Annotated in this window: 9 protein-coding genes; 5 read left to right on the top strand and 4 right to left on the bottom strand. The window is 58.7% G+C overall.

What is annotated here, in order from left to right:
• Positions 1-224 precede the first annotated feature (224 nt).
• The gene (locus LOC68_RS21875; protein ID WP_230222687.1) at positions 225-2,567 is read left to right on the top strand and encodes a carboxylesterase family protein; all 2,343 of its coding nucleotides are present in this window, start codon (positions 225-227) and stop codon (positions 2,565-2,567) included.
• 193 nt (positions 2,568-2,760) lie between these two features.
• On the opposite strand, the gene LOC68_RS21870 is transcribed toward LOC68_RS21875, so the two are convergent.
• Together LOC68_RS21870 and LOC68_RS21865 are read right to left on the bottom strand one after the other, a co-directional pair.
• A complete protein-coding gene (locus tag LOC68_RS21870; RefSeq protein ID WP_230222685.1) occupies positions 2,761-4,194 on the bottom strand; it encodes a sulfatase family protein in 1,434 nt (477 codons plus the stop codon).
• A gap of 455 nt (positions 4,195-4,649) precedes the next feature.
• Positions 4,650-4,868, bottom strand: coding sequence for a hypothetical protein (locus tag LOC68_RS21865; RefSeq protein WP_230222684.1), 219 nt, complete (start codon positions 4,866-4,868; stop codon positions 4,650-4,652).
• A 142-nt stretch (positions 4,869-5,010) separates the two neighbouring features.
• On the opposite strand from LOC68_RS21865, the gene LOC68_RS21860 reads away from it, so the two are divergent.
• From LOC68_RS21860 to LOC68_RS21845, 4 genes are all read left to right on the top strand, one after another.
• On the top strand, positions 5,011-6,540 hold the full coding sequence (locus LOC68_RS21860) for an arylsulfatase (protein WP_230222682.1): 1,530 nt from the start codon (positions 5,011-5,013) through the stop codon (positions 6,538-6,540).
• A 279-nt stretch (positions 6,541-6,819) separates the two neighbouring features.
• Positions 6,820-8,073 carry an RNA polymerase sigma factor gene (locus LOC68_RS21855; RefSeq protein WP_230222680.1) on the top strand — a complete coding sequence of 418 codons (1,254 nt, stop codon included), beginning with the start codon at positions 6,820-6,822 and terminating at the stop codon, positions 8,071-8,073.
• Between the two features lie 124 nt (positions 8,074-8,197).
• The gene (locus LOC68_RS21850; protein ID WP_230222678.1) at positions 8,198-8,605 is read left to right on the top strand and encodes a YciI family protein; all 408 of its coding nucleotides are present in this window, start codon (positions 8,198-8,200) and stop codon (positions 8,603-8,605) included.
• 72 nt (positions 8,606-8,677) lie between these two features.
• Positions 8,678-9,133 (top strand): SRPBCC family protein, encoded by a 456-nt coding sequence (locus LOC68_RS21845; protein ID WP_230222676.1) that lies wholly within the window; start codon positions 8,678-8,680, stop codon positions 9,131-9,133.
• 3 nt (positions 9,134-9,136) lie between these two features.
• Here the strand turns inward: LOC68_RS21845 and LOC68_RS21840 are convergent, their stop codons facing one another.
• Together LOC68_RS21840 and LOC68_RS21835 are read right to left on the bottom strand one after the other, a co-directional pair.
• Positions 9,137-9,496 (bottom strand): hypothetical protein, encoded by a 360-nt coding sequence (locus LOC68_RS21840; protein ID WP_230222675.1) that lies wholly within the window; start codon positions 9,494-9,496, stop codon positions 9,137-9,139.
• 1 nt (position 9,497) lies between these two features.
• Positions 9,498-12,242, bottom strand: coding sequence for an MGH1-like glycoside hydrolase domain-containing protein (locus LOC68_RS21835; protein ID WP_230222673.1), 2,745 nt, complete (start codon positions 12,240-12,242; stop codon positions 9,498-9,500).
• Between the last annotated feature and the right edge of the window lie 252 nt (positions 12,243-12,494).

Below are 12,494 nucleotides of genomic sequence, written 5' to 3'. Positions count from 1 at the left end.
GGGCCAACTAACGCCGCGGCTCGCAAACGCCTAATTGCTCACAGGGAGAAAGCCCAATCGGCTTCTCCCTCCCTTTTGGCGTTCCGTTTTTGCCGTTTCTAGCGATTTTGTTGACCGACTTGTCATCTCGTTGACAATGGAAAGAGCTGGTCGCCTACCTGCGGCGCCGCAGAGAGATACAATTCTCCGTCCTCTCTCCGCCTTTCTCGACGTCGATTGATCGCATGACTAACCGCCTTACGCTCACCGCTCTGCTCCTTTCCGCGCTCTTCGTTTCGTCGGCCTCCGCCGATGTGCTGACGCTGAAGAACGGGATGACGATTGAAGGGAAGCTCGGCAAGATCGCTTCGATCGGCGAAGGGCTCCTCAACAACAACAGCGGCGGCGAAGTCGCGCTGCAGCTGATCGTCATCGCCGACGACGACCTCCGTCGCGTCTACGTTCCCAGCTACCTGGTCAAAGACGTTCAACCCTCTCCGCCGGCCCTCCAAGAGCATATCCACATCGAGCAGCGGCTGCCGCAGTCGGGAAGTCGCGTCCTGATCATCGGCAACAGCATTCGGATCACGCCGTTCGATCAATGGGGACGCCGCATCTACACGATGGATACCGCGCGCGGCAAGATCGACGTCATCCAAGGGATCACCGAAATCACCCCGCGCTATACGAAGGTGGAAGGACTGCAAGCCGAGCATACCTACATCTGGGATATGCGGATGCGGACGAGCAGCATTCCCCGCGAAACGCTCAGCAAGATCCTCCGCCAGCAACTCGACTCGAAAGACGCCGACCAACGCCTGAAGATCGTCCGCCTTTACTTGCAAGCCGAACGTTATCAGGACGCCGCGCTCGAGCTGGCCGAGGTGATTCGCGATTTCCCTCAACTCTCCGATCTGAAAAAGCAGATCAGCGGACTGCGACAACTCGCCTCGCAAAACCTGATTCGCGAAATCGAACTTCGTCAGTCGTCCGGTCAACACACCCTCGCCTATCAAATGCTCTCGCGGTTTCCGGACGAAGGAGTCGCCGGCGAAACGCTCCTCAAGGTGCGTCAGATGCTGACCGAGTACGACTCGATCTCGCAGCGTCGCGCCAATGTCGTCGGCCTGCTCGACAAGTTCAACGCCGAGTTCAACGATCCGGCCCTCAAGCCGAAAGTTGACGCCGCCGTCGCCGAGATCAAAAGCGATTTGTCGATCAACACCATCAACCGGATGACCGACTTCATTCGTCTATCGGATGACGCCTCGCTGCTGGCCGAAGAAAAACTGGCGCTGGCGATCAGCGGTTGGATCCTGGGCGCCAATAACGGCACGCAAAATCTGGCGGTCGCCATTAGCGCCTATGAAGTTCGCAGCCTGGTTCAGCAGTACGTCTCCAACCGAGTCGAAGTCGACAAAGCCGGCATCCTCAAGCAACTCGAATCGCAGGAAGCCGGTACGCCGGAATACCTGGCCAAAATCATCCTCAACATGAAGCCGCCGCTCAGCGACGCCGAAGCGTTCAGCAAGTCGGAAATCCCTGGCTACACGCTGATGACCACCCCTGGCATTCCTGGCTACAAAGACATTCAGTACTACGTTCAGCTTCCGCCTGACTACGATCCGTATCGCCGCTATCCGACTATCGTCACTCTCAATGGCGGCTCTACGCCGGAGCAGCAGATCGACTGGTGGGCCGGCTCTTACAACAAAGAGTTCGGCATGCGCATGGGCCAGGCGACTCGTCATGGCTACATCGTGATCGCCCCGGTCTGGCGCGAAGAACATCAGTTCAACTATCAATACTCGGCCCAAGAGCACGCGGCCGTCCTCTATGCGCTTCGCGGCGCGATGCGTCAGTTCTCGATCGATACCGATCGAGTCTATTTGACCGGTCACTCGATGGGGGGCGACGCCGCTTGGGACATTGGCCTGGCCCATCCGGATCTCTGGGCTGGCGTCTTGCCGATCGTCGCGACCGCCGACAAGTACGTTTCTCGATACTGGGAAAACGCCCGGTATGTGCCGATGTACTTCGTCCATGGGCAGTACGACGGCAACAAATTGGAAAAGAACGCCCGCGACTGGGATCGCTACCTACAAAAGAACAACATGGACGTCACCGTGGTCGAGTACCTCGGTCGCGGCCATGAACACTTCCAGGAAGAGATCCAGGAGATGTTCAACTGGATGGATCTCCACGTTCGGAACTTTACGCCGAAAGAGTTTGAGCTTTCGACGATGCGTCCCTGGGACAACTTCTTCTATTGGGTCGAAATCCGCGACCTGCCGGCACGCGGCCAAGTTTTGCCGGCCGAGTGGCCGCAGCCAAAAGCGACCACGACCGACGTCGAAGCGAAGATCCTCGCCACCAACGGCGTCTCGGTCCAATCGAAGTCGGGCGGCGCCACCGTCTACTTCACGCCCGAGATGGTCGACTTCAGCAAACGGGCCACCGTCACCATCGACCGCCGCAGCTTCGACCGCGAGCTAAAGCCGACGGCCGAAGTGATGCTGGAAGACGTCCGCACCCGCGCCGATCGCCAACACCCGTTCTGGGCGAAGGTCGATACGTCGGAGAGGTGAGACGATAGCACACTAGCCCGAGGCGCGAGCCGAGGGAATGCGTGTGCCCTACTAAACGATGTGAGCGTTCGCCTCGAATCGTAAACCGTCGTTCCCACCGACCGCCAACTTCCAACCGTATTCCCTCGGCTCGCGCCTCGGGTTAGTGTTGCGGTCGATATTGGTCGCCCTATTTTGGTCCGCATAGCGGACCCTACTTCTGCGGCACGAATCCCTCGCGAACCGTTCCGTCATACCCGATCAACGGTTCCGGATTCTTCGCCATCCCCAGCGGGCGGCAGCCGGGGCCAATTTTCTTCACGCCGAGATCGCTCTCCATTTCGGCGGCGATTTTTTGCAAACGTTCGACGACGTCGGCATGATCGGCGGCGACGTTCTTCGCTTCGCTGATATCTTCCTTCAGGTTGTAGAGCTCACCCTCTTTCAGACGCAGCTTCCACGGACCGCTCCGGACCGCTTCCAGGTCGAAGCCGCGGTAGAAATAGAAGACGTCGTGCGGGCTCTTCGCATCTTTGTCCCCGGCCAGGATCGCGCCGATGTCGCCGCCGTCAATCTTGCGATCCGCAGGAGCTTTGCCGCCGGCCAAGCGAACTAGCGTCGGGAGTACGTCGATCATGCCGACCACTTCGTCGCTGCTTGATCCGGCCGGAACCTTGCCGGGCCAGCGAACGATCGTCGGGACGCGCATCCCACCTTCATAGGTCGTCCCTTTGCCGGCTCGCAGCGGCTTGTTGATCGCGCCGAACCGCGTCTGTCCGCCGTTGTCCGAAGTGAAGATCACCAGCGTCCGTTCGTCGAGACCGAGGTCCTTCAACGTCTTCAAAACCTGACCGACGCTCCAGTCGACTTCTTCCACCCAGTCGTTGTAGAGACCATGTTCATTCTTCCCCCGGAACGCATCGCCGGGATAAAGGGGAAAGTGAACCGCCGAGTGGGGCAGGTACAAGAAGAACGGCTCTTCCTGGTGCGCGTTGATAAACTTGATCGCTTCGTGCGTGTAGTTGGTAACCAGCTCGGTCTGATCTTTCGCCAACACGCGCTGCAGCACCGTTTCGTTTCGCATCAGCGGCAGCGGCGGCTGACCTTTCCCTTTCGTCTTCGGCAGCGGCGCGCCGTAGTTGCTCTTCACGCCATCTTCAGCCGGGCCCATGTCGTTCGAGTAAGGCAAGCCGTAGTAGTAGTCAAACCCTTGCTTGGTCGGCAAAAACTCGGGCTGATCCCCCAAGTGCCATTTGCCGATGATCCCGGTCGCGTACCCCTGCTCTTTCATCAGCTCAGCGATCGTCACTTCGTTGGGGTTCAGCCCTTCAGCGTTCGCCGGAAAGAGGACGTGCGGAATCGTCAGACTTCGTTTCGGATAGGACCCGGTCATCAGCGCCGCTCGCGACGGCGAACAAACCGGCGCCGCATAAAAGCAGGTCAGCTTCATCCCCTCGTCCGCCATCGCGTTCAAATTCGGCGTCCGATTGATCTCCGATCCAAACGGCTCGATATCGGCGTAGCCCAGGTCGTCGATATTAATGACCACAAAGTTCGGCTTCAGAGCCGGCTCTTGGGCGAAGCTGGGAGCGGCCAGAAAAGAGACGAGCAGCAAAAACGCCAGCAGGCGCGAAAGGGAATTCGACATGAGGCAAGTCCAAAGCGAGGGCAAGCGGGTGGGTGAAGTTTCGATTGTGCCTGACGGAACCGAACCGGTCAAATTTCACCCCTTTTCTGGCGGAAGAATAGAACGCCAGGCCACAGCAATGTCCTCTCCTTCGTAGCCCGAAAGCGCAAGCGAGGGAAATGCGGCCGCCGACCACGCCAAACGTCACCCAGCCAGAAAAACATCACGCATCCACCCCAACGACGCTGCGGCGAGTCATCGTTGGTTGTTTCCAGCGAGCGAGCAGTGGTGAACGGGATGGTCGAACGGTTTCAGTGAACGCAATCTCATGCCTGCGACCTGGACTAGGTTCGCTTGGATCAGCGGGGCGTCAACAGAATTGCGTGCAACGTGCGCTGGTGGAACAGAAAGCACACGTTCCTTGCAGACGCATTTCCGTCGCTACCCATACCATGATTTAACCTGACATCAATCCATTACGAGATTCGGGCGCCCTTCATATAGAACTCATACCGCTGATATCGCAGTGGCCCGTCCTGGCACAGCAACGAATCAGCAACCGGCGATGAATAGAAAAATCCCAGCATTTTCGGCACTTCCCGTGTTTTTTTTTCGGCCAGGCGTTTCCATTTCGCTACAGACTGTCGGTCTGAATCCGCCATGCATGAACGTTCGTAACCATGCAATTCATCCACGTAGAACATTCCTTGAAATGTCCATGAAAATCTCCGTTTTCTCGTCGCCTTCGCCGTTTACCTAATCGTAAAATATCGTCGAGCGCTCGAGCCCCGTATCGCTCATCGCACAACCTGGCCGCCTTCACCTGGGGAGAAATTCATGACCCGGCGTATTCGCTTTTTGTCTCTCTGCGTCGCGTTGCTTTGGTCGGCAACCGCACTGGCCGCAGACAAGCCGAACATCCTGTTCATCATGGGGGATGACATCGGCATGTGGAACATCAGCACCTATCATCAAGGGATGATGGGCTACTCGACCCCGAACATCGATCGCTTGGCGAAAGAAGGGGGCAAGTTCATGTCCTACTACGCCCAGCAAAGCTGCACCGCGGGACGGTCGGCCTTTATTACCGGCCAGATGCCGTTCCGCACTGGGCTCTCGAAAGTAGGTCTGCCGGGCGCCGATCTCGGTCTGCAAAAAGAAGATCCGACCCTTGCCGAAATCTTGAAGCCGATGGGTTACGTCACTGGCCAGTTCGGGAAGAATCACTTGGGAGACAAGGACGAATTCCTGCCGACCAACCATGGCTTCGACGAGTTCCTCGGCAACCTCTATCACCTGAACGCCGAAGAAGAGCCGGAAAACCCCGACTACCCCAAGAATCCTGAATTCAAAAAGAAGTTCGGTCCGCGCGGCGTGATCAAGTCGTCGGCCGACGGCAAGATCGAAGATACCGGCCCGCTCACCATGAAACGGATGGAAACGATTGACGAAGAAGTCCTCGCCGCGACGACCGATTTCATCGATCGCGCGAAGAAGGCCGACAAGCCGTTCTTCGTCTGGTTCAATACGACCCACATGCACAACTTCACCCACGTCAAACCGGAAGACATGGGCAAGACCGGTCTCGGCTTCTACGCCGACGGGATGGTCTACCATGACGCGATCATCGGCAAGCTGCTCGACTATGTCGACAAGGCCGGCCTGACCGAGAACACGATCGTCGTCTACACGACAGACAACGGCCCGATGACCTGCTTGTGGCCGGATGGCGGGATGACTCCCTTCCGCAGCGAAAAGAACACCAACTGGGACGGCGGATGGCGCGTGCCGGCTTTGATCCGCTGGCCAGGCGTCGTCGAGCCGGGCACTCTGCTCACCGACACCTTCTCGGCGGAAGACTGGTTCCCCACGCTCGCCGCCGCTGCCGGCGACGCCGACATCAAAGAGAAGTTGCTCAAAGGTCACAAGGCCGGCGACATGACCTACAAGGTCCATCTCGACGGTTACAACCAAAGCGACTATCTGGCCGGTAAAGCTCCATCGGCTCGCAAAGAATTCTTCTACTTCTCGGACGACGGCGACCTGCTCGCTTTGCGTTACGATCGCTGGAAAGTTCACTTCATGATCCAGGAAGCGACCGGCATCGAAGTTTGGCGGCACCCCTTCACCACCCTCCGCGCGCCGATCATCTTCGACTTGAAGGTCGATCCGTTTGAGAAGGGCCAAGACGGGATGGGCTACGAAGATTGGTGGTATCGCCGCGCCTTCGTCCTTGTCCCCTCGCAAGCGATCGTCGGCAACCTGATGGAAACCTTCGTCGCCTATCCGCCGCGTCAAAAACCGGCGAGCTTCACCGTGGGCGAGGCGCTGGAGAAACTATCGCAACCTTCCGCCGGCGGTAACTAAGCGGCGGTTGAGGCAATCCTGGGTGGCCCAGCCAGTCGGCTATCGACTGGCTGGGCTTCACTCGTTCTTGGTCCCGATATTAGCCCGAGGCGCAAGCCGAGGGAGTGCGGCCGGAACTTCTCAGAAGAGTCTCCTTTCGGTTGTGATTTGAAAGCGAAAGCGTTCTTACTCGATAATTCCAACCGCTTTCCCTCGGCTCGCGCCTCGGGCTAGTATTTGTTTGGGCCAGGTTTTTCCTGGATCATCCTTTGGTCGCTGCGGCCGCTTATACTACAGGGCATGAATCCCCCTCCCCGGCCTTCGATCCGCGATCAGCTTGACGCTCTCTACCGCTCCGATTCGCGGAGGGTCTTTGCGTCGCTCGTCCGAATTCTGAAAGACTTTGAACTCGCCGACGACGCGATGCATGAAGCGTTTGCGGCGGCGGTCGTCGATTGGGAGCGCGATGGCGTTCCGGCCAGTCCAACCGCCTGGCTCGTTTCGACCGGACGGTTCAAGGCGATCGATACGCTCCGGCGGCAAGGTCGACTGAAGGAGCTTCAGGGAGAAATCGCCGCACGAATGGCAGAAGTTGCGACCGAGAACGCCTCCCGCGCGGAAGGCGAGATTGAAGACGATCGGCTGCGGCTGATCTTTACCTGCTGCCATCCGGAGATCGATCCCCGCATCCGCGTACCGCTTACCTTGCGCGAAGTGTGCGGACTGACGACCGAAGAGATCGCCCGGGCGTTTTTGACGACCAAAGGTTCGATGGCCCAGCGAATCGTGCGCGGAAAAGCGAAGATTCGCGAAGCCGGCATTCCGTTCGTCGTCCCGTCACTGAGCGAATTGCCCGCCCGGCTTGATGCCGTACTCTCCGCGATCTATCTGGTCTTCAACGAAGGGTACAGCGCGTCGCAAGGAGAAGCGCCGATCCGAGCGAACCTGACGGCCGAAGCGATCCGGCTAGGCCGACTGCTGCATCAGTTGCTGCCGGAACCGGAAGTGAAAGGTTTACTCGCGTTGATGCTGCTGCACGAATCGCGGCGCGAGGCGCGGGTTTCGGACGACGGCGAAATCATCTTGATGGAAGATCAGGATCGAAGGCGGTGGGATCAGCGGCTAATTGCGGAAGGGATCGTGCTCGTAGAGGACGCACTTCGTTCGCGGCGCTTCGGCGCCTACACGCTGCAAGGGGCGATCTCGGCGATTCATGCCGAAGCGCCGACAGCCGACCAAACCGATTGGAATCAGATTGTGGTGCTCTATTCGGCGCTGCTGCAGATCGAGCCGTCGCCGGTAATCGAACTGAACCGAGCAGTCGCCGTCGCGATGCGGGACGGACCGGAAGCCGGCCTGGCAATTATCGACGCGATCCTGGCCCGCGGCGATCTGGCCGACTATCACCTGGCCCATTCGGCCCGAGGGGAACTGTTGTGCCGAGCCGGAGAAAAAGAAGCGGCGATCGCGGCGCTCACGAGAGCGGCCGAACTGACGCAACAGGAAGCGGAGAAACGACTTCTGAACACGAAGATCGAACGTCTACGCACGTGAGCGAACTTTTTGGCGAAAATCTTTTCGCGGCTGTCGATTTCGCCGGCGGCCGTTCGACTACTGGATAAAGTTCGGCTCTAAAAGCTGATCCGAATCGCAACAACCACCAACGGAGTTTGATCGCATGAAATACGTTTGCCTGGGCTATATCGACCAAAAGGCGTATGCCGAGATCCCGCCCGACGTAGGTCAAAAGTTGATGGACGAGTGCTTTGCGTATGACGATGAGCTGCGTCGGGGCGGACACTTTCTCGGCGGCGAGGCGCTCGGCTGGTCGCATGACGCGGTCACGCTGAGGGCGAAAGACGGAAACGTCGAAGTAACCGACGGTCCATTTTCGGAAACGAAGGAAACGCTCGGCGGCATCTTGCTGCTGGAAGCTCGCGACATGAATCACGCGATCGCCCTGATGTCGAAACACCCCGGCGTCAAAATGGGTCCGTTTGAAATCCGTCCGGCCGATGAAACGGTCAACGCGCTGATCACCGCACGAAACGAGAAGGTGAAACAGCAACTACAGCAGCAACAGTAAAGCAGCATGCGGCGCCGGTCATTGTTGGCTCGTCCCGCAGTGACCGGCATCCCAGGAAAGAGCACGAGCGCGATGAACGACGCCAACGAAGTCCCGGTCGACTGCCGGATCGAAACGAGCCGCCTAATCCCCTACTCTCCCGCGCAAATCTTCGCCGCGTTTCGCGATCCGGCGATCCTGGCGCGGTGGTGGGGCCCCAACGGCTTCACCAACACGTTTCACGAATTTGATTTTCAGCCCGGCGGCCATTGGCGATTCATCATGCATGGCCCCAACGGCGCCGACTATTTGAACGAAAGCCGGTTCCTGGAAATCGTAGCGCCGACGCGGATCGTGTTTGATCATCAGAGCGCTCCCCATTTTCAATCAACGCTCACGTTCGCGCCGGCGGAAAAAGGTTGTCACCTTCACTGGCGGATGGCGTTTGATGATGCGCAGACCTGCGCGAACGTTCGCAGTTTTGCTGGCGACGGGCTGGAGCAGAATTTGGATCGTCTGACGGCGACGCTAGACGAAACGGCTCGCTAAGCTTTACTCTTCGACCGCAGCGATGTCCGGCTGCGGTCGCTCCGCATAGACGTCCCATTCCCAGAGGGCGTAGAGCATCCAGATCGCGGAGAGGAGACGGACCGCACGACTGGCCGAGAAGTCGCCGATCACCAAGACCACCACCGCCAGCGCGGAGGTGAGCGCAATCAAGACGAATGCCGTCCAGCGGGCCCACGAGTGCTTGAGCCAGAGCCCCACTCCGATCGGAAAGAAGAAGGGGCAGACGTACTTCGTGTACCACGTGTCGCCGAGGAAAAAGAGAACCGCCCCGGCGAACATGAAAATGCCCGCGATGAAGGCGACGCTGCTTTTCGGCCAGCGATAGTCCAGCCAACCGTTCATGCTAGACCGGCTCGCCTGCCGCTTTCACGCGTTTCTTCTTCGGCTCTTTCGTCTCAGCGGCGCTGCGATGCTGAGCCAACGATCCCAAGATCGGCGCGATCAGGGCGGTCCAGCCGGTTTGATGACTGGCGCCAAGTCCCTTGCCGGTTTCGGCGTCGAAGTACTCGTAGAACAGCACCAGCTCGCGCCAGTGCGGATCGTTGAGCAAGCGATCGCTGCGGCAATAGCTGGGACGTCCCCCTTCGGAGTCGGCCAGGAAGAGCCGCGAAAGTCGCTTGCGGATTTCGTCCGCCACTTCCTGCAGATCCATGTAGCGGCCGGAGCGAGCCGGACATTCGACCCGCAACGACTTGCCGTAGAACTGGTAGTAGCGCTCCAGCGCTTCGATGATCAGGTAGTTGAGCGGGAACCAGATCGGGCCGCGCCAGTTCGAGTTGCCGCCGAAGAGCCAGCTGTCGGACTCGGCCGGCTGGTACTGCACGCAGAGCCGTTCGCCGTTCAGCTCGTATTCGAACGGATGCTCGAGGTGATACTTTGAGAGAGAACGGACGCCGTACGGCGAAAGGAATTCATCCTCGTCGAGCAGATAACGGAGCATGCGGAGCAAGCGTTCCCTGGTCGGAATCGCGAGCAGCTTGCGTCCCTGACCGTCTTCTTGCGTGTTCCCTTCCATGTAAGTCATCGACTTACTGAGGTCAGGACGGAAGTTGAGGAACCAGTCCATCCGCTTCCGGAAGGCGGGGAGCTTATCCATCGTCCGATCATCAATAACGTCGACCGTCAGCAGCGGAATCAAGCCGACGATCGAGCGGATCTTGAGCGGAATGTTGCGGCCGTCGATGTGGAGGTGATCGTAGTAGAAGCCATCCTCTTCGTCCCACAGCCCGGTCCCGTCCAGCGAGTTCATCGCTTCGGCGATCGAGACGTAGTGCTCGAAGAACTTGGACGCCATGTCTTCGTAGGCCGGATTGCCGTCGGCCAACTCGAAGGCGATCGACAACATGCTGCTGCAGAAGTAGGCCATCCACGCGGTGCCGTCCGCTTGCTCCAAGTGCCCGCCGGTCGGCAGCGGCTTCGAGCGATCGAAGATCCCGACGTTATCAAGCCCCAAGAACCCACCGCTGAAAACATGCTTGCCGCGAATGTCTTTGCGATTGACCCACCAGGTGAAGTTGAGGAGCAGCTTCTGGAAGACGCGTTCGAGGAAGACCCGATCGCGATCGCCATTGGAGGCGGTCATTTGATAAATGCGCCAACACGCCCACGCATGAACCGGCGGGTTCACGTCGCTGAAGTTCCATTCGTAGGCGGGCAGCTGACCGTTCGGATGCATGTACCATTCGCGGAGGAACAGGATCGCCTGCTCTTTCGCGAAGTAGGGATCGATCTTGGCGAACGGAATAAAGTGAAACGCCGAGTCCCATGCCGCGTACCAGGGATATTCCCACTTGTCGGGCATCGAGATGACGTTCTTGTTGTACAAGTGTCCCCAGTCGGCGTTTCGCTTGCTGGGCGCCCCCGGCTGCTGATCGCTCTTGCGGCGTTTCTTGCCGTTGCCGTTGTTTTCAAGCCAGCGCGGAATGACGTAGTGATAGAACTGCTTGGTCCAGAGTAGCCCGGCGTTCGCTTGACGCAGGATCATCTCTTCGTCGCTCGACAGTCCGGGCCCGACCAGCGACTTGGCGAAACGATCGGCTTCGTCCGTTCGCTGCTCGAAGGCGTCTTCAAAACTGGCGCCGAACGGCGTTACCGGCGATTGCTCTTTCGCCGACATCCGCATGCGGAACTGGACCGACTCGCCGCCCGGAATCACGCATTTGTAGTAAGCGGTCGCTTTGGTGCCGCTGGGAGTCGGATTGACGACTCCTTCAATTCCGTCGACCACCGCCAGGTGAAACGCGTCTTTGCACGAAGGACGACGGCTGTTCGGATCTTCAAATCGCCACGAGTTCGTTTCGTTCTCGGTGAACATCCACTCGGGCGACTCGCCGTCAGGACCGGCGTCGGCGTAGATCTGCATTTCGCCCAGCGTCTCATGCTTGGCGAGCAGTTCATCGTCGCCGCTCTGCGTCAGGATCGGCTTTTGTTTTGGTTTCTCCAGGGTCGGTCCCCAGGCCCACGTATTGCGGAACCACCAGGTCGGCAAAAAGTGGAGCGGCGCGGCGTCAGGGCCGCGATTGGAAATGGTGACCCGAATCAGGATGTCTTCGGACGACGCTTTGGCGTATTCGACCTGGACGTCGAAATAGCGTCCTTCGTCGAACAGCCCAGTGTCGGTCAGTTCAAACTCCGGCTGGGTTCGATTGCGGGCCGCGTTCTCTTCGCGAAGCCGCTTGTAGGGGTACTCGGCGTGCGGATATTTGTAGAGCCCCTTCAGGTAGGAGTGGGTCGGGGTCGAGTCGAGGTAGTAGTACGCCTCTTTGACGTCCTCGCCATGATTCCCTTCCGGCCCGGTTAGACCAAAGAGCCGCTCCTTCAGGATCGGGTCGTTCTCGTTCCAGAGGGCGAGTCCGAAACAAAGACGACACTGGCGATCGCAGATCCCCAGAATGCCATCTTCCCCCCAGCGGTAGGTTCGCCAGATCGCCTCTTCATAGGTGAAATTGAGCCACGGATCTTCTTCCGCAGCACTTTCACGGACCGTTCCCCACTGACGTTCCGAGAGATAAGGTCCCCAACGTTTCCAGTTCGAGCTTCCCTCTCGGTCCGACTCCGCGGCTAACCGTTCCCATTCCGCTTCCGGCATAGATCCTCAATCCTCAGTCCTGACCGTCGTTGCTGCCTACAAATGTCGCGAAACATGCGCATAAATCGAGCGGACCAACGTGTCCCCTGCAACATGCGGCCGCAACAACGATTCGCGAAAACCTAACATGCGAATATTATTCCGAACCGGAGAAAATGACGGCAATTTTCGGCTATCGCTGCTAGTGCTGGGGAAGCTGGGTAGGATCGTCTGGTAGGGAAACTCAACGCCACGTTATTGGAAGCGAGCGGG

It is taken from the genome of Blastopirellula sediminis (assembly GCF_020966755.1).
Taxonomy (GTDB): domain Bacteria; phylum Planctomycetota; class Planctomycetia; order Pirellulales; family Pirellulaceae; genus Blastopirellula; species Blastopirellula sediminis.
Note: the sequence above shows the minus strand (reverse complement) of the source record. Positions and strands in the feature narration are given on the sequence as shown.

What these genes read in the sequence shown, in the direction of transcription:
- LOC68_RS21850 (WP_230222678.1), top strand. Translation starts at nt 8,198, where the DNA reads ATGAAATACGTTTGCCTGGGCTATATCGACCAAAAGGCGTATGCCGAG.
- LOC68_RS21845 (WP_230222676.1), top strand. Translation starts at nt 8,678, where the DNA reads ATGAACGACGCCAACGAAGTCCCGGTCGACTGCCGGATCGAAACGAGC.
- LOC68_RS21840 (WP_230222675.1), bottom strand. Translation starts at nt 9,496, where the DNA reads ATGAACGGTTGGCTGGACTATCGCTGGCCGAAAAGCAGCGTCGCCTTC.
- LOC68_RS21855 (WP_230222680.1), top strand. Translation starts at nt 6,820, where the DNA reads ATGAATCCCCCTCCCCGGCCTTCGATCCGCGATCAGCTTGACGCTCTC.
- LOC68_RS21860 (WP_230222682.1), top strand. Translation starts at nt 5,011, where the DNA reads ATGACCCGGCGTATTCGCTTTTTGTCTCTCTGCGTCGCGTTGCTTTGG.
- LOC68_RS21835 (WP_230222673.1), bottom strand. Translation starts at nt 12,242, where the DNA reads ATGCCGGAAGCGGAATGGGAACGGTTAGCCGCGGAGTCGGACCGAGAG.
- LOC68_RS21875 (WP_230222687.1), top strand. Translation starts at nt 225, where the DNA reads ATGACTAACCGCCTTACGCTCACCGCTCTGCTCCTTTCCGCGCTCTTC.
- LOC68_RS21870 (WP_230222685.1), bottom strand. Translation starts at nt 4,194, where the DNA reads ATGTCGAATTCCCTTTCGCGCCTGCTGGCGTTTTTGCTGCTCGTCTCT.